Source organism: Novosphingobium sp. (assembly GCF_031417815.1).
GTDB lineage: Bacteria > Pseudomonadota > Alphaproteobacteria > Sphingomonadales > Sphingomonadaceae > Novosphingobium.
Window position 1 is genome coordinate 52,274 of the sequence record NZ_JANOWI010000015.1, and the last position, 20,229, is coordinate 72,502.

Consider the following 20,229-nt stretch of genomic DNA (forward strand, 5'->3'; position numbering starts at 1 on the left):
CCTATGGCATTGGCAAGCGCACAATGGAACGGGACGAAAAGGGCACTCCTGCAAAGGGCGCCGGGGCAAAGGGCACCGGGGCTAAGCCGCGCCGCTATGAGCGGCCTCGCGGCATGGGCGCGCGTCCAATCGCCGAATTGATGCCCGAAGTGGGCCGCACCGCCTTTCGCCGGTTTGGCTTCGTTCAATCGAGCGTGGTCACCCGCTGGCCCGAAATCGTCGGCCCCCGCCACGCCCGCGTCTGCATGCCCGAAGCGATCCGCTTTCCCCCCGGAGAGCGCAGCGACGGGATCCTGCAGCTGGTGGTGCTGCCCGCCCACGCCCCGATCATCAGCCAGGTGACGCCCGAGATCATCGAGCGGGTCAACCGCTTCTTCGGCTACAAGGCGGTGTCGCGGGTCAAGCTGCGGCAAGGCGCGGTGAAGCCGCCCGATGCCGGCGCCCGGCCCGCCGCACCGCCTTCGCTGAAGCCGATTCCGTTCGAACTGGGTGACAGTCTGCGTGATATCGGCGATCCCGAACTGCGCGCGGTGCTCGAATCGCTGGCCCGCAATCTTGGCAATGCGACCGAGACCGACTGAGGTGCAGCGGCCGCGCCTTTCGCTGGTGGTGCTGGCCGGTGCAGCCCTGCTGCTGTGCGGCGGGGTGACGCGCACGGTCGGCTGGAACAGCGCCCTGTCCAGCGGCCCGCAAGGCAGCCATGTGATCGGCAATCCGCAGGCCAGGCTGCGCATTACCATCTGGTCCAGCTACACCAGCGCTGAAAGCGCACGCTTTGCGGTGGAAAGCGAAGGCCCGCTGCGGTTGGGCATGATCTCTTCAGGCAAAGTGGCGATCGAGGTGCGGCATCTGGTGCGCAGCCCGGTCGATCTGACTGTAGCCATGCTGGCCGAATGCGGGGCCGATGCCGGGTTTTTCTTGCGCCACACCGGGTTTCTGCGCCGCCAGCCGCGCTGGATCGTGCCGCTGGCCCATGCCTCTGGCGCGCAGCAGCAGCGCTGGCGCTATGGCACGCTGGCCCAGCGCAACCGCGCCATCGCCCGCGATTTTCGCCTTTACGATCTGATGGAAGGCATGGGCGTGGACCGCGCGGTAACCGATCGCTGCCTGACCGACCCGCGCGCCGCGCAGCGGATCACCGCCCAGTCCGATGCCGCACTTGCCGCGGGGCTGGACAAGCCCCCGGCTTTTGCCCTTAACGGCGCCGTTCAGGAAGGCGTAAGCACCTGGCCGCAATTGAACGCACTGATCGACAAGAGCCTAGAAAAACCATGACCAAACCGCTGTTCGCCGTCCTTGCCCTGGCGCTCGCAATCGCCGCGCCCGCCGCGCTGCTTGATGCCAAACCCGCCGCCGCTGCGCGCGACTGGCGCACCACAATCGCCGTTACGGCAGATGGCAACGCGGTGATGGGCGACCCTGCCGCACCGCTCAAACTGGTCGAATACGTCTCCTTTGCCTGCTCGCACTGCGCTGATTTCGCCGCGCAATCGCGCGCGCGGCTGGAAGGCGATTGGGTGAAGAACGGGCTGGTGTCGGTCGAACGGCGCCCAACCGTGCTGGAAAACCAGCCATTCGCGCTGGTCGCCGCGCTGGTGGTGCAATGCGGCGCGCCGGAGCGCTGGTTTGCCAATGGCGATGCAATGCTCGCCGCGCAGCCCGGTTGGCTGCCCAAGGTTCTGGATCCGGCGCTGCAGCAGAAATGGAACGCGCAACCGGCCAACCGCTTTGCCGTGACCATGGCGCACGATCTGGGTTTTTATGAACTGATGCAGAGCCGCGGGCTTTCGGAAGCGCAGATCGACGGCTGCCTGACCGATCAGGCGCGGATCCAGTCGATCCTTAAGACCACCAATTATGGTTTCGCGACGATCGGGATTTCGGGCACGCCCAGTTTGCTGATCAACGATTCGCTGCTGTCGTTCTTCGATTGGCCCAATCTTGAAGGCTTGATCGAGGCGATGCTTCCGCAATAACCGGGGGAAAGCCCGATTCACCTGTGGAGAAGCGCCGCGGCGCAATCCGCCGAACTTCATCGCCTGCCCGTTCCGGGTTAGTTTCCACGATCCGCAATGCAAGGAAGTCCCACGTGATGCGCTCAAGTTCCAACCGCCGCCTGCTTCTCGCTCTTGCCGCTGCGCCGCTGACGCTGGCGCTGGCCGCTTGCGGTGGCGGCGATGCCGGCCCCGCCGCCGGCGATCCGCTTGCCAAGGTTGCCGCTCCTGCCGGGCAAAAGTGGGAAGAAGTGGTCAACGAAGGTCAGGACGGCGGCATGATCCTGGGCAACCCGCAGGCGCCGATCAAGCTGGTCGAATACGGCTCGCTGTCATGCCCGCACTGCGCGCGCTTCGCGCAGGAAGCGATGCAGCCCTTGATGACCGATTTCGTCGCCTCGGGCCGGGTCAGCTACGAATACCGCAGCTTCGCGATCCACCCGCAGGACATTCCGCTGACGCTGCTGGTCAAATGTGCGCCCAAGGATGCCTATTTCGCGATGGTCGAGCAGGTCTATACCAATTTTGAGGCGATGAACGCCCCGCTGGGTGATCCTGCGGTGCAGCAGCGCGCCGAAGCCGCTTCAAAGGCCCCGCCCGCGACGCGCTTTGTCGCGATTTCGGATGCGCTAGGTTTCACGTCGTTCTTCGCGGCGCGCGGGATTGCCGCCGATCAGGCCAACGTCTGCCTCAGCAACCTCGACAATGCCAAGGCGGTTGCCGAAAATGCCAAGAAGTATGGCGCGGCCGGAATCAGCTCCACACCGACGTTCGAAATCAACGGCAACCGCATCGAGGGCGATAATTCGACCTGGCCCAAGGTGTCCGAAGCGCTGCGCCGCGCCGGCGCCCGGTAAGCCCGGATAACGGGGGGCCGGGACAGATCAGATGCGCATCAAGCGGCTCAAGCTCAGCGGTTTCAAGAGCTTTGTCGAGCCGGCTGAATTGCGCATCGAGCCGGGCCTGACCGGGGTCGTCGGCCCCAACGGCTGCGGCAAATCAAACCTGCTCGAAGCGATCCGCTGGGTGATGGGCGAATCGAGCGCCAAATCACTGCGCGGCGGGGGCATGGAAGACGTGATCTTCGCCGGCACCGCGCAGCGCCCGGCGCGCGACTTTGCCGAAGTGGTGCTGCATGTCGATGCCGGCGACAACGACAGCGACATGGAAGTGGTGCGGCGGATCGAACGCGGTGCCGGCAGCGCCTACCGCGTCAATGGCCGCGATGTGCGGGCCAAGGACGTCTCGTTGATCTTTGCCGATGCCGCCACCGGGGCGCACTCCCCTGCCCTTGTCAGCCAGGGCAAGATCGCCGCGGTGATCGCTGCCAAACCGGCCGAACGCCGGATGATGCTGGAAGAGGCGGCGGGGATCGCCGGGCTCCATGCGCGGCGCAAGGACGCCGAACAGAAACTGCGCGCGACCGAAACCAATCTGGCGCGGCTCGAAGACCTGATGGGCCAGCTCGATCAGCAGATCGGCGGCTTGCGCCGTCAGGCCCGCGCTGCGGAACGTTACAAGACGCTGTCCGACCGGATCAAGATGGCCGAAGCGCGGCTGGTCTTCGCCCGCTGGCGCGATGCTGCGGCTGCGGCAGAGGCGGCGCGCGGCGAGGCACAAGGCGCAGAAACGCGGGTCAATGCTGCGCAGGCGGCAATGAAGACCGCGCAGGACGCGCAGCATAAGCTGGCCGAAATGCTCGCCGATGCGCGTGACGAACTGGCCGACCGGCGCGATGATTGCACGGCGCACGGCCACCGCATGGCGCAGCTGACCAGCCAGCTTGAAGCGGCGGAACAGCGGCTGGGGGATCTCGATCGGCAGCACCAGCGGCTTGAGGAAGACCGCGGCGATGCTGACCGGCTGACCAGCGATGCCGCAACCGCGCTGGCCAGGCTGGAACGCGATTGTGCCGCTGGCGAAGCCGCGCTGGAAACTGACGAGAAGCGCCGCCCGCTGATCGCCGCCGCGCTTGACGATGCCGACCGCGCGCTGCGCGGGGCCGAACTGGCGCTGGCCAAGGCGACTGCCGACCAGGCCGGGGTCGAAGCCGAGTGGCGCGTCGCCGATGCCGAGCTGAACGCCGCCGGGCAGCGGCTCGCGCGGCTGGAAAACGAAGCGCGGCGGCAAGACGAGCTGCGCGCTGCGCTGGAGCGCGAGGGTGATCCTGCCGCCGCGCTGGCCGGGGCCGTGGCCGCGAAAGACAGTGCGGCGGCAGCGCTTGCAGAGGCCCGCGCCGCGCTCGATCTGCAGCAGGCGCGCAAGGCTGAACTGCAGGGTGCGCGCGATGCAGCAGGATCGGCGCTGGCCTCGGCCCGGGCTGATCTTGCCGGGATCGAACGCGAGTACAATGCCTTGCTGCGCGACCGTGAGGCGCGGGCGAAGCAGACCAGTTCAAAGCATGGCCGCCCTGCGCTTGACGCGGTGCGCGCAGCGCCGGGCTATGAGCGCGCGCTGGCCGCGGTGCTAGGCCGCGATGCCAAAGCGCCACTGGGACAGGCTCCGGCGGGCGAGGATGGACGGTTCTGGACCGGGGCGGAAGCGCCCGGCGCGGTGGCGCAAAGCCTTGCCGCGCATGTCACCCAGTGCCCTGACGAACTCAGGGCCCGGCTCGCGCTGGTTCATGTTGCCGATACCGACGATCTCCGCGTGCTGGGTCCGGGCGAATGGCTGGTCACCAGGGGCGGCCGGATTCGCCGCTGGGACGGGTTCGTTGCGCAAGGCGAAGGCGCTGCCGAAGCCGCCCGGTTGGAGGCTGAGAACCGCTTCACCGCGCTTGAAGCCGAGCTGCCGGGCAAGCGCGCTTTGGCCGACGAGGCAGCGGCCGTCACCGCGCAGGTGCAGGCTGAACTCTCCGCCTTGCAGACCGCGCTGATCGGCAGCGAGCGCGCTGTGGCGCTGGCTTCCGAAACCGAACGCGCCGCGCTGCGCACTTTTGACCAGGCCGAGGCCGCCAAGGCCCGGCTTGAACTGCGCCGGGCTGAACTGGCCGAGGCTGCGGGCGATCTGGCACAACAGGTCAGCCAGGCCGGGGCCGAGCGCGATATGGCGCAGGCCCGCCGCGGCGAACTACCCGATCCTGAAGGCGGGCGCGCGCAATTGGCCGCATCGCAGGCCCGCCACGATGCCGCGCGGCAGGCCTTGCAATCGGCCACCGCGGGCCTCGCCGCGCACGATCAGGCCATCGCCGTTGCGCGCGAGCGCGCCCTTGCCCTGCGCGGCGATATCACGGGCTGGCAGGCCCGCGCCGGGGATGCCGCCAGCCGCCTGGCGGGCATGGAACGCCGCTTTGCCGAAGTGGCCGAGGAACGCGCGGTGATCGCCGCCAAACCCGCCGGGCTGATCCGCGAGATCGACGCGGGTGACGAAGTGCGTGCACGGCTCACCGCCGAACTGGCCGCAGCCGAAGCCAAGGTTGGCGAAGTGGGCGAGCAAGCCCGCCGCGCCGATGCCGCCTTCGCCGCTGCGAGCGAAGCGCTGAGCCTCGCCCGCGAGGTCCGCGCCGGGGCCGCCGCCCGGGCCGAGAACGAGGAAGCACGCCGCCAGGAAATGACCGGGATTTCGGGCGAGCGCTTCCAGTGCCCGCCGCCGCTGCTGCCCGAGCGCTTCGCATTCGCCGCCGATACCGTGGCCGCAGCGGGCACCGAAAGCGCCGAGCATGACAAGCTGGTGGCCGACCGCGAGCGGCTCGGCCCGGTCAACCTGATCGCCGCTGACGAACTGGCCGAAGCCGAAGCGAAGCACGGCACCAGTCTGGCCGAACAGGCCGAACTGCACGAAGCGGTCAACCGTCTGCGCGGCTCGATCGGCAACCTCAATCGCGAAGGGCGCGAACGCCTGCGCGCTGCGTTTGAGGCGGTCGACGTGCACTTCCGCCGCCTGTTCAGCCGCTTGTTCGAAGGCGGTCAGGCGCACCTCGCCCTGGTGGACAGCGACGATCCGCTCGAAGCCGGGCTCGAAATCTACGCCCAGCCGCCGGGCAAACGGCTGCAATCGCTCACCCTGCTGTCAGGCGGCGAGCAGGCGCTGACCGCAATTGCGCTGATCTTCGCGCTGTTCCTTACCAACCCCGCCCCGATCTGCGTGCTCGACGAAGTCGATGCGCCGCTCGACGATGCCAATATCGAACGGTTCTGCGACCTGCTCGATGCGATGGTCGGCGAAACCGACACCCGCTACCTGATCGTCACCCACAACGCCGTGACGATGAGCCGCATGCACCGCCTGTTCGGCGTGACGATGGTCGAACGCGGGGTCTCGCGGCTGGTTAGTGTGGATCTGGAGGGGGCGGAGGATCTGCTGGCGGCGGAGTAGGATTGACATTCTTGCAAATATTTTGTAGTTACAAATATCCCGGTGGCAATGGCCGCGCCGCCGGTTCCCTAAGGCCAGTGAATGAAGGAATGGAGTATGACGCGAATTTGAGTGATGGAGGCCTAATTGGACGAAATTGAAATTGAGTTCGATGAGGCCAAGCGCGCTCAAACGCTATTGGAACGTGGGTTGGATTTTCTCGATGCGGCCAAGGTCTTCAACGGATCTCATATGCAGATGGTTGATGACAGGGAGGATTATGGGGAAATTCGCTACAACGTCTTCGGAACACTCGAAAATCGGAGAGTGGCGCTGACTTGGACACCACGGGGTACAAAGCGACGCATCATTTCCATGCGGCACTATCATGACGAAGAACTCGAAGATCACCGCCGAACCTTGGGTTGACCCTGACGATCCTCCGGTCTGGACCGAGGATCACTTTCGTCGCGCCGCGCTCTATGTCGGAGGCAAGCTAATCCGCCCCGCCGATGGTACGTGGACAAAACCCGGCCGACCACTTTCAGAAAATCCCAAGAAGCAGGTAACCCTGCGACTCGATCCCGATGTCGTCGAAAAATTCCGCGCGACCGGCAAAGGCTGGCAATCGCGCATCAACGCGGAATTGCGCAAGGCTTTGGGCATCTAACCCAGCACATACCTTGGCCCCGGCCCCGCCGCACCGGCGCGGTCGTCGCGGTTGTAGAGCCTGCAGCGATCGAGGCTCAAACACCCGCAGCCGAGGCATTCGTCGAGCTTGGCGCGGGTGCGGTTGAGCAGTGCGATGCGCTTGTCGAGCGCCTGGCGCATGGTCCGGTTGATTTTCTGCCAATCGCTCAGCGTCGGCGTGCGGCCTTGCGGCAGCTTGGCCAGCTCGGCCTCGATCTCGGTCAGCCCCAGCCCGACTTTCTGCGCGATCAGGATAAAGCTCAACCGGCGGATATCGCTGCGCAGGAAGCGGCGCTGGTTGCCGCTGGTGCGCAGCGCCTGGATCAGGCCCTTGTCCTCGTAGAACCGGATCGCGGAGACGGCGAGCCCGGTTCGGTGCGCCAGGTCTCCGATCGGCAGCAAGTCGTTACGGTCCATTTGCGGCTCCTGAGAAAAAGCTTGACCTCAACTTAGCTTGAGGTTGCACAAAGGTAAAGCGCATTGATTCGTTTGCGCGGTAAACCTCTGATTGAAGGACGTATCCATGCCAACTGGCTTTCTTGAACACGCCAATATCACCGTCAGCGATCCGGATCGCTCAAGCGCCTTGCTGCAGAAACTGTGCGGCTGGCACGAACGCTGGCGCGGGCCTTCGCAGCTCGGCGGGTGGACCATCCATGTCGGCAATGACCGCGATTATCTGGCGGTTTACACCAACGAGGGACGCGGCGGCCCCTATGCCAAAGGCGCGCCGCTCAACCATGTCGGGCTGGTGGTCGATGATCTGGATGCGGCCGAGCGGATCGTGATCGAAGCCGGGCTGGAGCCGATGAACCACGGCGATTACGAACCCGGTCGGCGGTTCTATTTCTTCGACTGGGACGGGATCGAATTTGAAATGGTGTCCTACGCCTAGAGCATTGCTGGTTGGCCGCCGAGCGGCTGACCATCGACCCAGCGGTCCAGGGTGTGATCGGCCACCAGCGGGCCAGGCCAGGTCCGCACCAGTCCGAGCGCATCGTCCACCGATCCGCTGGTCCACTGGTCGCGCTCGGCGAGCTCAAGGATCACCGGCATCCGGTCATGCACCTCGGCCATCTGCGGCGACGCGTCGGTCATGACCATGGTGTAGCAATCTCCCCACTCCGCCGTGCGCCGCCACAGGCCTGCCACGGTCAGCACATCGCGGTCTGGCAGCGCATACCAGCTGCGCGTCATCCGCCCCGCCGCGCCTTGCGGTTCGGCCCACTGGCTGACCGGGATCAGGCAGCGGCGCTTGACGAAGCTGTCGCGCCAGAAGCCGGTCAGCAGCTTGTCATCGCGGGCATTGGTAACCGGCTTGGGCTTGAGCGGCTGGCCTTGCTTGCCCTTCAGCACCAGCGGGAACCCCCAGTTCATCGGCCGCGCCTGTCCACCCGCCACCACCAGTCCGGGATAGCCGGGATAGACTTCGGACGCATAGTTGGCCGCAAGATCGGGTTCCACCCTGAACAGGTTCGCCACCTCGGCGGTGCCCTTGGTCATGCGGTAGAGGTTGCACATGTTATTTCAGCCGCGCGCAGCCCTGTTCGGTCTGCCCGCCCCATCGAAAGGTGGCCTTGTAAGCATAGACCGTATCGCTCATCCCGTCGCTGCAGGTGCCGGGTTCGATTGTCAGCACGACCGGTTTGCCGTCCATCGTGCCGGAAAATCGCAGCTTCTTCCCCTCAGTCGTGAACGTGGCAGCGATGGCAACGGCTGGCTGCACCTCGGGGCTGCTATAGGCCAACTTCCCGGGCGCAACATCAATCGACCAGAACGGCTCGGTGCCCAGCGCCTGAAAATGGGTGAGCCCAGGCGGCGGCGGGACGAGCGGCGCTGAGGGGTGGACTACAGCCGACACATGTGAGGAAACTATGGTCGCTTTGCTCGTTTCAGGCGACGGAGAGGGCGGCTTAGCTGGATCCTGGCCACACCCCGCCAGCAGCACCAGCCCAGCCACCACCGCGCTACGCATTGCCCACCACCCAGCAAGCGAGCGCGACGAGCAGACCGGTTGTGCGGTTAGAGCGGAACCTGGCAAGGGCATTGTCAGCATCGCGATCCTCCAGCGTCAGCACTTGCCAGCCAAGGTGCGCCGCGGCGGGCAAAAGTGCAACCAGCGCCAGCGGATCGGGGCGCAACAGCCAGAACGCCAGCGCCCACAGCAAGACCGCCCCGGCATAGAACCCTGCCACGCCGGAGCGCAGGTGCTGGCCGAGCGTCAGCGCGCTCGAGCCGATCCCGACCGAGGCATCGTCCTCGCGGTCCTGGCAGGCGTAGATTGTGTCATAGCCGATGCACCACAGCACCGAACCGGCATAGAGCGCGGCCATCACCTCGAACCGGTCGCTGCGTAGCGCGAACCACCCCACCGGCACGCCCCAGGTGAAGACCAGCCCCAGCCACGCCTGCGGGAAGCCGGTGATCCGCTTCATGAAGGGATAAGCCGCGACCAGCGCCAGACTGCCTAGTGCGACCATTTGCGCGATCACACGCAGTTGCAGCAGCACCACCAGCCCGATCAGACACAGCACTACCAGCCATGCCCATGCAGCACGCTTGCTTACCCGGCCGCTGGCGACCGGGCGCAGCGCGGTGCGCGCCACTTGCCGGTCAAGATCGGCATCGACGATATCGTTGAACACGCAGCCCGCCCCGCGCATCGCCACGCTGCCCAGCAGCAGCCACGCCAGCAGCGCCCACTCGCTTTGTCCGCCCGCCAGCAGCAGCCCCCAGGCGCAGGGCCAGAACAGCAGCCACCAGCCGATCGGCCGGTCGAACCGGGCCAGCTGGGCATAATCGCGCCACGGCTGCGGCAAGGCAGCGACGATTCCCCGATGCTGGCTATCAGGAACAATCTGTGCGGTGTCGGACATACATTCGCTCTCTAGCCCGCCGATGGAAATGCGCTAGAGCATTCCCGATGCCCGCCACCCCCACCTGGCCTCCGAAAAGCGCACCGCGCCTGTTTGTCGAACAGGGGCTGAGCCTTGGCGCGCAGATCGTGATCGAGGGCGGACAGGCGCACTATCTGGCCCGGGTGATGCGCGTGGCCGCAGGCGATGCGGTGGTGCTGTGCGACGACCAGACCGGCGAGTGGGCGGCGCGGGTCATATCTGCCGACAAGCGCACAGTTACACTCACGCCTGAAACGCTGCTCCGCCCGCGCGAACAGGTGCCCGATTTCATGCTGTGTGCGGCGCTGCTCAGGAAGGACCGCTTCGATCTGGTGCTCGAAAAGGCCTGCGAGCTGGGCGTGCGCAAAATCCAGCCGGTGCTGACCCGGCGCTGCGTGGCCGACAAGCTCAACCTCGAGCGCGCCCGCGCGGTGCTGACCGAGGCGGCCGAGCAATGCGCCCGCACTGCCCTGCCCGAACTGGCCGCACCGGTGAAGCTTGATGCACTGCTGAACGGTTGGCCGGCCGAGCGCGCGCTGTTCTTTGCCGATGAAAACGGCGGCGAAATTGCTGCGCAGCAATTTTCGGCAAACCCCGGTGCGGCGGCCTTGCTGACCGGCCCCGAAGGCGGCTTCGACCTCGCCGAGCGCACCGCGATCCGCGCCCTGCCTCAGGCCCGCGCAATTACGCTAGGCCCGCGCATCCTGCGCGGCGAGACTGCGGCGATCGCGGGAACGGCGCTGTGGATGGGCATCTGCGGCGATTGGGCGCGCTAGCGCACCGTGACCCGGTAGAGGACGGCGAAGCTGGTGGCGGTTGGCAGGCTGGCCCGGCTGATTGTGATAGTGCTGCCGGCAAAAGACGCGCCGATCGGGTCGGTCTCGTCGCTCCCCGCCGCATCGTCATCCTCGGCGGTCGCTGCGCTGGCGCAGTTGCTGCCTGAAACCAGCGATCCGGCAACATAGGTCAGATCCGATGGCAGGCTGTCGGTCGCCAGCACCGTGCCCGCCGATGCGGTTCCGCTGTTGCCGATGGTCACGCAATAGCGCAGCTGCGCGCCCGGCACAGCCTTGTAATTGCTCGCGCCTACCCCGTCCGAAATGATCGTCATCGCCTTGGTCACGCCGACCGCCGCAGCATCGACACTGAATGTACCCTCGTCGATGCTCCACCAATTGGCCAGGACCAGCGCTGTGCCCTGTCCGTTGCGATGAACCATTCCCGCCTGCCCTTGGGTGCTGGTGCTGGCATCCCGGGCATAGACCCGCAGGATCCAGCCGCTCGACGATCCGCTGGATAGCGGCATGGTATAGGTGGGGTTGGCGGCGTCCGATCCGTTGTTGGTCCAGACCGCGTCGTTTGCGGTTGCATCGCCGTGTGTGCCGTCGTTGTAGAGTCTTACCGCGCTTGCCACCGCGGTGCCCGATCCGTTGATCAGGTCGGCGGTAACCGGGTTGCTGGCTGCGGTCGGCTTGGCATCGACGGTGGCGCTTACGGTCAGCACTTTGCCCGGCGGCTGCGATCCGGCCGGACCCGTAACGGCGACGCCATAGCCCTCGGCGCTGCCCAGCGTGCCCGCGATCACCGACCATTCGACGTTGTCGATATGGAACCAGGTGCGGTATCCTTGGGTGTTGTTGGCAGCGATGGTCAGCGTCACCGTCTGTCCGGCATGGGCCGCAAGCGAGACGCTGCGGTTCCACCACGGCTGGCCATGCTGCGCCACGGTCATGCCGTTCTGGTGCGTGCCCCCAGTGGACATGTCGAAACCATTGTATTGGCCAAAGCCGGCCGAATTGTTGCGAGCCTGCCCGCCGCCGATGTTGGGTGCGTTGGGAATGGTTGTGTACGATGCCAGCGCATTGCCAACGACCGTCGTGGTTGTGTTGCCAGAGATCGTGACCGTCAAGTTGTCATAGCTTTCAGCGTCCCACCCCTCAACCCGCCAGTTGATCGTGAAATTGCCCGGGTTGCTGGCCGGTACGGTGAAGGTGCGGGACAGAACCGCGGTGTTCGGCTGTGCGGCACCGGTGGTCGGCTCGTTGTTGCTGCGCGCGCCCATCAGGTATGAAAAGCTGCCGGTCTGGGGGGTACCGTCGGTGGTGAAGGGATTGTTAAGCGTCGCGGTGCCGTCGGTCACGCTGATGGTTTCGCTGGGCCGCACCGCCAGATCGTAAGCGCTGTTGGACCGGGTCGCGCTGGCCCAACCGGCAGGTAACTGGGTGCCGCTGGCGGACTGTTCGAAGTTGCCGTTGATCGGGGTCTGCGGATTCGCACTCTTGCTGCCGTTCTGGGTGACGTCGAAATAGACGTAATAGGTCGGCGCGCCGCCATCCTCGACGATCCAGCGAACTTCGCCGCGGGTGTTGGTACTGTCACTCGCCCCGGCATAGATCGCATCGTTGTATTCCTGCACCGCAGCGATGCTGCCGCCGGGCCGCACGACGCGGACCGAATTGGGGTCGAAACTGCCCGAAATGCCAAGCTGCACCATCAGTGCCGCAAAATCGACATCGACCTTGGCGGTGGCGTTGGCGCTCGAGGTGGCACCCAGCGTTACCGGAACCCGGTAGTGCCAGTCCGACCCGCTGCCCACGCCATCGGGATCCCACCACCCGGGGACACGCTGCGCCGCGCCGGCGCGGCCGAGAAACAGCGCCAGCAGCAGCGCCGGAACAAGTATCAGGAACAGGGTGCGGCTGGTACGTTTCATGACTGAGGCTTATCATGGTTAACACAAGCGCAGGTTTACAGCTGCTTACGAGCTAATACGCAGGAACCGCTGCAAGCCAGGGTGCTAAGGAAGGGCTGCATTCTGTCTGGTCCGGCCGTGCTGAATTTTCTGGCGCGGCGCGCAACAAAACGTTAGCTCCCCCGCCATGAGCACGAGACAGGTTTCAGATCGCAACGATCCGATCATTGAAAGCCGCGACCAGCTGGTTGCCCCGATGATCAAGGGCGAAAAGCCGCGCGAACGCTGGCGGATCGGGACCGAGCACGAGAAGCTGGTCTATTGCACCGGCGATCACCACGCGCCGAGCTATGACGAACCGGGCGGCATCCGCGATCTGCTGGGGGCGCTGGAAGACTATGGCTGGACGCCGGTGATCGAAGGCGGAAACGTGATCGCGCTTTCGGGCAGCGATGGCGCGGTGAGCCTGGAGCCTGCAGGGCAGCTTGAACTGTCGGGCGCGCCGCTTGAAACGCTGCACCAGACCTGCGCCGAAACCGGGCGTCATCTCGATCAGGTCAAGGCGATCGGGGCGAAGTCCGGAAAGGGTTTCCTTGGCCTCGGCATGTGGCCCGACAAGCGCCGTGATGAACTGCCGATCATGCCCAAGGGCCGCTATGCGATCATGCTGCGCCACATGCCGCGGGTGGGCAGCCTTGGGCTCGACATGATGCTGCGTACCTGCACCATCCAGGTCAATCTCGATTACCAGAGCGAAGCGGATATGGTGCAGAAGTTCCGCACGTCGCTGGCGCTGCAGCCGCTTGCCACCGCGCTGTTCGCCAATTCGCCGTTCACCGAAGGCAAGCCCAACGGCTTCCTCTCGTACCGCAGCCACATCTGGACCGACACCGATCCGGCCCGGACCGGCATGCTGGGGTTCGTGTTCGAAGGCGGGTTCGGCTATGACCGCTATGTCGAATACATGCTCGACGTGCCGATGTACTTCGTCTTCCGCGACGGGAAATATATCGATGCCGCGGGGCAGAGTTTCCGCGACTTTATGGAAGGCAAGCTCCCCGCGCTGCCTGGCGAACGACCGACCGAGACCGACTGGATCGATCACCTGTCCACCGCCTTTCCCGAAGTGCGGCTCAAAAGCTTTCTCGAAATGCGCGGCGCCGATGGTGGGCCGTGGAACAAGATCTGCGCACTGCCGGCGTTCTGGGTCGGGCTGCTCTATGATCAGGGCGCGCTCGATGCGGCATGGAACCTGGTCAAGGACTGGGACATGGAGGGCCGCGAGCGGCTCCGCGCCGAAGTGCCCCGGCTGGGCCTCGATGCCCCGATCCCCGGCGGCGGCACACTGCGCGATATCGCCGCCGAAGTGCTGGCGATCAGCCGCGCGGGGCTCAATTCGCGCAGCCGGCTCAATTCGATGGGTGATACCGAAGCCGGGTTCCTGGGTCCGCTCGACGAGATCGTGCGCAGCGGCAAGGTGCCCGCGCAGGTCCTGCTTGACCAGTACCACGGCGAATGGGGCGGCGATATCAGCCGGGTCTACGAGCTGAGTTTCTGATGATCGTGGTGGTTGGCCAGTTCCGCTTTGCGCCCGAACGGATGGACGAAGCGCGCGCGGTGATGCGCAAGGTCATCGCCGCGACCCGCAGCGAAGACGGCTGCATCCAGTACAATTACGGTGAGGACGTGCTCGATCCCGGGCTGATCCGGGTCAGCGAACTGTGGCACAGCCGCGCGCAGCTGCATGCGCACATGCAGACGCCGCACATGGCCACGTGGCAAAGCGAACGCGTCGCGCTGGGGCTCAGCGAACGGTCAATCGCGGTTTACGAAGCGGGCGACGGCACCGCGCTCTAGCGCCGTTTCACCGCCGCCCAGACCCGGTTAAGCCGCGCGGTCACCAGTCCGTGCTGATCCATCCAGTCGGAATATGCGCGGTACTTCGGATCCTCGGCCAACAGGTGCTTCTCCTCGGTCTTGGCGCGCCAGAAATAGAGCGCGCTGACGCAGCCAAGGAAGAAGGCGTTGCGCACCGAATTGGTCAGCGACCACGGATCGACCACGAACGGCATCGAAGCGCACCACCAGAACAGGTTCTTGGACAGATAGGCGGGATGCCGGGTGAAGCGGTAGGGGCCATTGGTCAGCACGCCGCGGTAGGTGAGGTTCGAAAAGCGGATCCCGAAGGCCATGGTCGCCCAGGCATAGACCGCGGTCAGGAACACCAGCAGCGCGGCCCAGATCCACAGCATGGCGGCGCTGCCATCAAACAACAGCGCCCAGGTATCATCGCCGTGGGTATCGGTGAGGTAATAGAGCGGGCGGCCCACCTCCATCAGCTGAAACGGCGGATAGCACGCCAGCGCGGCCACCCATCCGGCCAGATAGGGATTGGCCGAGCGGATCTGCGCATCGAGCGGCTTCATCGTCAGGATATAACCGACCGTGCCGATCTGCTCGTCGATCACGAACATCAGCGTGATCAGCAGCATCGACAGGCCAACCGGGTTGGGCCGACCCAGCGCGTCGAAGAACATGCCCGACCAGTCGGGCGTGACCAGATTGGCGAAACCGCCCGGCACGATCATGATCATGAAGGCGGTGAAAAAGCCCTTCACCGCCCAGGCGCGCAAGTGAATCCAAACCATCTGCGCCTCATACGGTTCGCGCCCGATCAGCAGCGCGCCGAAATGCCAGCATGGATCGCGCGGTTCCGCCAGCACGCGTTCCAGCCACAGCACATAGGGGATCGACAGCACGAACAGCGGCAGCACCGCCGCCCCCAGCACCTGCATCGCGATCAGATAGGGCGGCTGCCAATACCACCGCGCCAGACAATAAAGCGTGGCAATCAGTGCCCAGGTGGCCCACAGCCCGGCCAGTTTGGTGATCGCGGTATCGGTTACGGCGCCGAGCGGGCGCGGCTTGTCCCAATCGATCCCGGTCGAGGCGCGGCGGTGAACCTTGACCACCAGCACGTCCCACAGCACCATCGGCGCTGCGCAAACCACCAGTCCGGTCAGCGCGGCATTGGGCCCGGTCAGGCGTTCGGCGCGGCTGGGCAAGTCGAGCAAGCCGACGATTTCGGGCCAGAAATGGCACAGCATGATCCAGCCGGTCAGCGCGCCCAGCCCGAGCAGGCCGGTGACAGCGGAAACGTCGCTGGGCGGCCGCGAGGCGGTTATGGCAGGGCTGGGCTGCATCAGCCCGGCCTTAGCGCAGCAGTGGTTAAAGGCCGGGTAACGCAGATTGCCTTACTTGAACGCGGTGATCTGGCCCATATCGTCGAGCACATAGAGCATCGATCCGGCGACCACCGGGGCCAGCGTGATCGGCGCGCCCAGTTTGGCCGCCACGCTTGGCACCCCGTCAGCCGCAGCGGCCGACATGACCTGGCCAGCGGAATTGACGAACCACAGCCGGTCGCCCGCCAGCACCGGGCCGGACCAGAACAGCGGACCCTTTTTCTTCTTCTGGTTGCGGAAGGTATCAAGCTGGGTCAGCCAGCGGATCTTGCCGGTGGCGCGCGCGATGCACAGCAGGCGGCCATCGTCGGTCAGCGTGAAAATCCAGTCCCCCGCCACCGCCGGGGTCGAAATCCCGGCCAGGTTGAGTTCCCAGATGCGCTGTCCGGTGACCAGTTCATAGGCGGCCATGCGTCCGCCCTGCCCCAGCGCATAGACCCGGCCGCGATCGATGATCGGATCGGCATCGATATCGGTCAGCACGCCAACCGAAGTGGACAGCGAAGTCCGCGCCAATGCATCGGTCCACACTTCGCGGCCGTTTTCATAACGGTAGGCGATCAGTTCCCCGGTTGAGAAGCCGGCGATGATCGTGCCCTGCCCGGCGGCCGGTGCGGCCACGCCGAACACGCCGGTCTGCCCGACCGAGGCCGAGGCGTTCCACACCTGCTTGCCGTCATCCGCGCCCAGCGCGATGATCTGGTTGGCCTGGGTCATCACGAAAACCGAATTGAACGCGATGGTCGGCGAGCCGCGTAACGGCCCCGCAGGTTTCACTTTCCACACCACCTTGCCATCGGCGGCATCGAGCGCGGCGACTTCGCCAACCCCGGTGGTGATGTAGACACGGTCGTTCGCAAAGCTTGCCCCGCCGCCATAGACCGAGCTTGAGCCATCGCCCTTGATCGCGAAGGTCGCGGTCCACAGCTCGGACCCGGTCTTGGCATCGAACGCGTGGACCATGCCCACGGTGTCCATCACGAACAGCTTGCCCCCGCCGATTACCGGCGAAGCGGCCAGCCGCAGCTTCTTGGTCGAACCCGCGATCCGGGCGGTCCAGACCTTTTGCGGCGCGGCGGCCAGGGCCAGGTTGCCATAGCTTTTATTGGCGGTGCCGCCGGCCTGGGCCCATTCGGCATTTTCGGCCGGGGGGGGCAGCACCACGGCGATGCTGGCCAGCGCCGGATCGACCGTTGCGCTGGTATCGATCGTCGAAAGGATCGGCATGCGGTTGCCCACGGTCGGGGTGGCCACGGCCTTTTTCTTGCCGCCCAGCGCACCGCAGCCGACCAGGCCAAGAGCCAGGGCCACAGCCAGCGGAGCAGCGAGACGGCGATTACGCAAAATCGAATACATCAGGTTTTCCTTGGCAGTTGCCATCAAGTCTTGGTGGTCGCGGCGGCGGCATCGGCCGCCCCGCTCGCTTCGCCCGCGGCCGCGGGCTTCACATCATCGCCGCCGTCATAGCCCAGACCGCTGGCGATCTGGCGAACCCGGACGCGCAGCGATTCCGGCACGGTCTTGTCGTTGCCGATCTGCGCAAACAAGGGCCCGGCCAGTTCGGGCTTGCCCATTTCGAGCCAGGCCATGCCGAGCAGTTCGCCGGCGCTGCCAAAGAACGGATTGCCCGGCACGGCCAGCGGCTTGAGCCGGGTGACCACGTCCTCGGGCTTCATCGTATCGAATTTGATGGTGACCGCACGGATTGTCGCCAGATCGCGGAACGACTGCGGCATCGCCGCATCAGAAGCAATCGCTTCAAACCGCTTTGCGGCTTCCTCGGTCTTGCCCTGATCGACCGCGATTGCCGCCAGCGTCATCGCCACCACCGCGCGGTTGCCGGCGCTGCCCTGGTTCTTGAGTGCTTCCAGATCCTTGGCCGCAGCATCGAGCTGGCCGGCGTCGATCTTGTCCATCGCCAGCACCACCTTTTCGGTGATTTCAGAAGCCGCGGATTTGCGCTGATTGTCCCACACCATGTAGCCGGCCATCGCCAGCAGCAGCACGGCGATGGCCGCGCCAACCGGCTTGGCCCAGCGCTTGACTGCTTCGACCATCTGTTCTTCACGCAGCGCTTCATCGACTTCGCGCAGGAAGCCGTCTTGCTGCGCTGCATCGCGTTCGTCCGCGGTGGTTTTGGGAGCATCGTTGCTGGGAGGTTGGCTGGCCAAGGGTACTGCCTTCTGGTGGCGGGTTAGTGGATTGCGGGCTGTTTAGCGAATGGGCTGGCCTTTTCAACGCGCAACTTGTGGCTATGCCCCGCTGAAGCGCGGGTGAACGGGGTTCCTCAGGGAAATTCGGCCCGGCCCAGCGCCCCGCCATAGAGCAGCCGATAGGCACCGATCATCGTCTGCTCGTCATATTCGGCCCGGGCCTTGGCCAGGTTGGCCTGGCCGATCTGGCGGCGCAGCGCCGCATCGGCGGTCAACGCGCCGATCGCCGCGGCAAGGCCGGCCGCATCGCCCTTGGCGCAGATAAACGGGCGGTTCGCATCGGCTACCATGCCCGCGATATCCCCCACCGCCGGGGCGGCGACCGGCAGGCCCGCTGCCATCGCTTCGACCACGCTGATCGGGAACTGTTCGCTGTGCGAGGATAGCGCGAACAGATCGAACAGCGGCATCACCGCCGCCGGATCGGGAGCGTGGCCCGGCAGGAACACCTGACCAGCCATCGCCAGCGCGGCAATCCGCGCCTCGATCGCCGCGCGTTCAGGGCCTTCGCCGACGATCACCAGCTTCCACCCGCTGGCCATCCGCTGGCAGGCCTCGACCAGCGCCGGCAGGTTCTTCACCGCGCGCAGACCCGCCATGGTCCCGATCCACTTCTCGCCCGGCGGCTTGGCCAAGCCCGGCAGCGCATCCGCCTGCGCCGGGCGGGCGAAATCGCCAAGCCGGATACCGTTGGCAATCCGGTGCACCCGGTCAGGTGCCAGCCCCCATTGGCGCCGCGCGATCCGTTCCAGCACCTGCGATGGCACAACCACCGCCGCCGCCCCGGCGAGCGCAAAGCGGCGATAGAGGTTGCGCGACAGTTTGAGCCGGTCAGCCTCGTCGTGGTTGAACCCGTCCTCGTGATGGATCAGTGGGGCAAGGCCGAGCCTGCGGGCATGCAGCCGGTGGGCGGCAACCGCATCCATCGCGCCCCAATTGTAAGTCAGGATCAGGTCGAAGCCGCGCATCGCGCCGGCCAGGTGCGCCAGCCGCGCCAGACCGGGCCGGCCCGACAGCGCCGGAAAGTCTTCCGGATAGGTTACCTTGACCTGCGCGGCGATTGCCTTTGCGGCACCCAATTGGCCGGGCACGCCGCTGACCAGCACGTGTTCGATCCCGCCGCCAAAGGCGTTCATCAGCTTCGCCGCGCGCAATTCCTTGCCGCCGGGCGAAAAGCTGGAATGGAGATGGAGGATCCGCAAGGTGCTCAGGCGACGCGGGCCAGCAGCCGGTCGATCGCAGAGGCTGCCGCCGCTTCATCCAGCATCGGCGCGTGGCCGACCCGCGGCACGGTCACCGCTTCGGCCTGGGGCAGCGCCTTGGCCATCCGCGCGAACACATCGGCGCTCAACACGTCCGAAAGTTCGCCGCGCAGCAATGCTACCGGCTTGCCCGTCAAGGCCTGGAACGCCGGCCACAGATCGGCCCCGCTTTGCCCGCCGGGCTGCGACAGCGGCTCGGCAATGCGCATGTCGTAATCGAACACGATCCGCCCGTTCGATCCCACCACCATGCAGCGCTTGGCCACGCCGAGCCATTGGCTGGCGGAATAATCGGGAAAGACCAGACCTTGCGCTTCTTCCAGCGCGCGGGCGGCGTGCATCCAGGTGGGGAAACTGCGCCCTTGCCCGACATAGCTGCGGATCCGTTCCAGCCCTTCGGGTGAAATCTCAGGCCCGACATCGTTGAGCAGCGCGCCGACCAGCCGATCGGGCATGGTGATGGCCATGATCATCGTCATCAGTCCGCCCAGCGACGTGCCGAAGCCGACAAACCGTTCGATCCCCGCCTGGTCGAACAATGCGCCCATATCCTCGACATATTGCAGCGGGTTGTAGCTGGCCGGGTCCTTGGCATAGGCGCTGTCACCGCGGCCGCGCAGATCGGGGCAGACCACGCGCCATTCGCCGCCCAACCGCTGCGCAACATGGGCGAAATCGCGGGCATTGCGAGTCAGCCCGGGCAAGCACAGCACCACCGGACGATCAGCCGGGCCAGAATAGTCACGGTAGTGCAGCTTCAACCCGTCCTGGCTGGTCCAGAACTGGTCGGTATAGCTGCCTGCGGGCAGCGCCTGGGCCGGGGCGGGTGTTGCATTCATCGCTGGGCCGCCTTCTTACCGATTGGTCACCACCGTGCAAGCACTGGCGTTCAAGCCCCCCCTTCGTCAAGCAAGCCTTTGCAATCGCGCCATCTCCCGCTAAA

The 20,229-nt window shown here is 65.7% G+C and carries 21 protein-coding genes; 11 read left to right on the plus strand and 10 right to left on the minus strand.

The features are described 5' to 3' along the window. The first annotated feature begins 23 nt into the window (after positions 1–23). The 7 genes from RMN99_RS03230 to RMN99_RS03260 all read left to right on the plus strand — a co-directional run bounded on the left by RMN99_RS03230 (position 24) and on the right by RMN99_RS03260 (position 6,957). Positions 24–581 (plus strand): DciA family protein, encoded by a 558-nt coding sequence (locus RMN99_RS03230; protein WP_309621852.1) that lies wholly within the window; start codon positions 24–26, stop codon positions 579–581. A gap of 1 nt (position 582) precedes the next feature. Next, positions 583–1,275 carry a thioredoxin domain-containing protein gene (locus RMN99_RS03235; protein WP_309621853.1) on the plus strand — a complete coding sequence of 231 codons (693 nt, stop codon included), beginning with the start codon at positions 583–585 and terminating at the stop codon, positions 1,273–1,275. Continuing rightward, positions 1,272–1,976, plus strand: a complete 705-nt coding sequence (locus RMN99_RS03240) for a thioredoxin domain-containing protein (RefSeq protein ID WP_309621854.1) — start codon at positions 1,272–1,274, stop codon at positions 1,974–1,976. The genes RMN99_RS03235 and RMN99_RS03240 overlap by 4 nt, the downstream gene beginning before the upstream one ends. Positions 1,977–2,092: 116 nt before the next feature. Beyond that, positions 2,093–2,851 carry a thioredoxin domain-containing protein gene (locus RMN99_RS03245; protein ID WP_309621855.1) on the plus strand — a complete coding sequence of 253 codons (759 nt, stop codon included), beginning with the start codon at positions 2,093–2,095 and terminating at the stop codon, positions 2,849–2,851. Between the two features lie 31 nt (positions 2,852–2,882). Then, a complete protein-coding gene (smc, locus tag RMN99_RS03250; protein WP_309621856.1) occupies positions 2,883–6,308 on the plus strand; it encodes a chromosome segregation protein SMC in 3,426 nt (1,141 codons plus the stop codon). 126 nt (positions 6,309–6,434) lie between these two features. Next, positions 6,435–6,716: a BrnT family toxin gene (locus RMN99_RS03255; protein ID WP_309621857.1), complete on the plus strand. Its 282-nt coding sequence runs from the start codon at positions 6,435–6,437 to the stop codon at positions 6,714–6,716. After that, complete coding sequence (locus RMN99_RS03260) at positions 6,676–6,957, plus strand: BrnA antitoxin family protein (protein WP_309621858.1); 282 nt, start codon at positions 6,676–6,678, stop codon at positions 6,955–6,957. The genes RMN99_RS03255 and RMN99_RS03260 overlap by 41 nt, the downstream gene beginning before the upstream one ends. On the opposite strand, the gene soxR is transcribed toward RMN99_RS03260, so the two are convergent. After that, positions 6,954–7,394, minus strand: coding sequence for a redox-sensitive transcriptional activator SoxR (gene soxR / locus RMN99_RS03265; RefSeq protein ID WP_309621859.1), 441 nt, complete (start codon positions 7,392–7,394; stop codon positions 6,954–6,956). The genes RMN99_RS03260 and soxR overlap by 4 nt on opposite strands. Positions 7,395–7,500: 106 nt before the next feature. Between soxR and RMN99_RS03270 the strand changes: the two genes are divergently transcribed. Next, on the plus strand, positions 7,501–7,872 hold the full coding sequence (locus RMN99_RS03270) for a VOC family protein (protein WP_309621860.1): 372 nt from the start codon (positions 7,501–7,503) through the stop codon (positions 7,870–7,872). Here RMN99_RS03270 and RMN99_RS03275 read toward each other — a convergent pair. The 3 genes from RMN99_RS03275 to ubiA form a co-directional block, all read right to left on the minus strand. After that, complete coding sequence (locus RMN99_RS03275) at positions 7,869–8,498, minus strand: SOS response-associated peptidase family protein (RefSeq protein ID WP_309621861.1); 630 nt, start codon at positions 8,496–8,498, stop codon at positions 7,869–7,871. The genes RMN99_RS03270 and RMN99_RS03275 overlap by 4 nt on opposite strands. Before the next feature lies 1 nt (position 8,499). Further along, a complete protein-coding gene (locus tag RMN99_RS03280) occupies positions 8,500–8,838 on the minus strand; it encodes a hypothetical protein (protein WP_309621862.1) in 339 nt (112 codons plus the stop codon). Positions 8,839–8,944: 106 nt separating this feature from the next. Next, a complete protein-coding gene (gene ubiA, locus RMN99_RS03285; RefSeq protein ID WP_309621863.1) occupies positions 8,945–9,853 on the minus strand; it encodes a 4-hydroxybenzoate octaprenyltransferase in 909 nt (302 codons plus the stop codon). Between the two features lie 47 nt (positions 9,854–9,900). Between ubiA and RMN99_RS03290 the strand changes: the two genes are divergently transcribed. Then, positions 9,901–10,650: a 16S rRNA (uracil(1498)-N(3))-methyltransferase gene (locus tag RMN99_RS03290; protein WP_309621864.1), complete on the plus strand. Its 750-nt coding sequence runs from the start codon at positions 9,901–9,903 to the stop codon at positions 10,648–10,650. Here RMN99_RS03290 and RMN99_RS03295 read toward each other — a convergent pair. Further along, entirely contained in the window at positions 10,647–12,587 is a 1,941-nt protein-coding gene (locus RMN99_RS03295) for a hypothetical protein (protein ID WP_309621865.1), read from the minus strand. The genes RMN99_RS03290 and RMN99_RS03295 overlap by 4 nt on opposite strands. Positions 12,588–12,753: 166 nt before the next feature. On the opposite strand from RMN99_RS03295, the gene RMN99_RS03300 reads away from it, so the two are divergent. After that, the gene (locus RMN99_RS03300; RefSeq protein ID WP_309621866.1) at positions 12,754–14,124 is read left to right on the plus strand and encodes a glutamate--cysteine ligase; all 1,371 of its coding nucleotides are present in this window, start codon (positions 12,754–12,756) and stop codon (positions 14,122–14,124) included. Next, complete coding sequence (locus RMN99_RS03305; protein ID WP_309621867.1) at positions 14,124–14,423, plus strand: putative quinol monooxygenase; 300 nt, start codon at positions 14,124–14,126, stop codon at positions 14,421–14,423. Before RMN99_RS03300 ends, RMN99_RS03305 begins: the two co-directional genes overlap by 1 nt. On the opposite strand, the gene RMN99_RS03310 is transcribed toward RMN99_RS03305, so the two are convergent. From RMN99_RS03310 to RMN99_RS03330, 5 genes are all read right to left on the minus strand, one after another. After that, positions 14,420–15,769, minus strand: a complete 1,350-nt coding sequence (locus RMN99_RS03310; protein WP_309621868.1) for an isoprenylcysteine carboxylmethyltransferase family protein — start codon at positions 15,767–15,769, stop codon at positions 14,420–14,422. The genes RMN99_RS03305 and RMN99_RS03310 overlap by 4 nt on opposite strands. A gap of 51 nt (positions 15,770–15,820) precedes the next feature. Continuing rightward, on the minus strand, positions 15,821–17,167 hold the full coding sequence (locus RMN99_RS03315) for a PQQ-binding-like beta-propeller repeat protein (protein ID WP_309621869.1): 1,347 nt from the start codon (positions 17,165–17,167) through the stop codon (positions 15,821–15,823). A 23-nt stretch (positions 17,168–17,190) separates the two neighbouring features. Beyond that, positions 17,191–17,982, minus strand: coding sequence for a tetratricopeptide repeat protein (locus tag RMN99_RS03320; protein ID WP_309621870.1), 792 nt, complete (start codon positions 17,980–17,982; stop codon positions 17,191–17,193). A gap of 116 nt (positions 17,983–18,098) precedes the next feature. Then, a complete protein-coding gene (locus tag RMN99_RS03325) occupies positions 18,099–19,226 on the minus strand; it encodes a glycosyltransferase family 4 protein (RefSeq protein ID WP_309621871.1) in 1,128 nt (375 codons plus the stop codon). 5 nt (positions 19,227–19,231) lie between these two features. Then, positions 19,232–20,125, minus strand: coding sequence for an alpha/beta hydrolase (locus tag RMN99_RS03330; protein ID WP_309621872.1), 894 nt, complete (start codon positions 20,123–20,125; stop codon positions 19,232–19,234). Between the last annotated feature and the right edge of the window lie 104 nt (positions 20,126–20,229).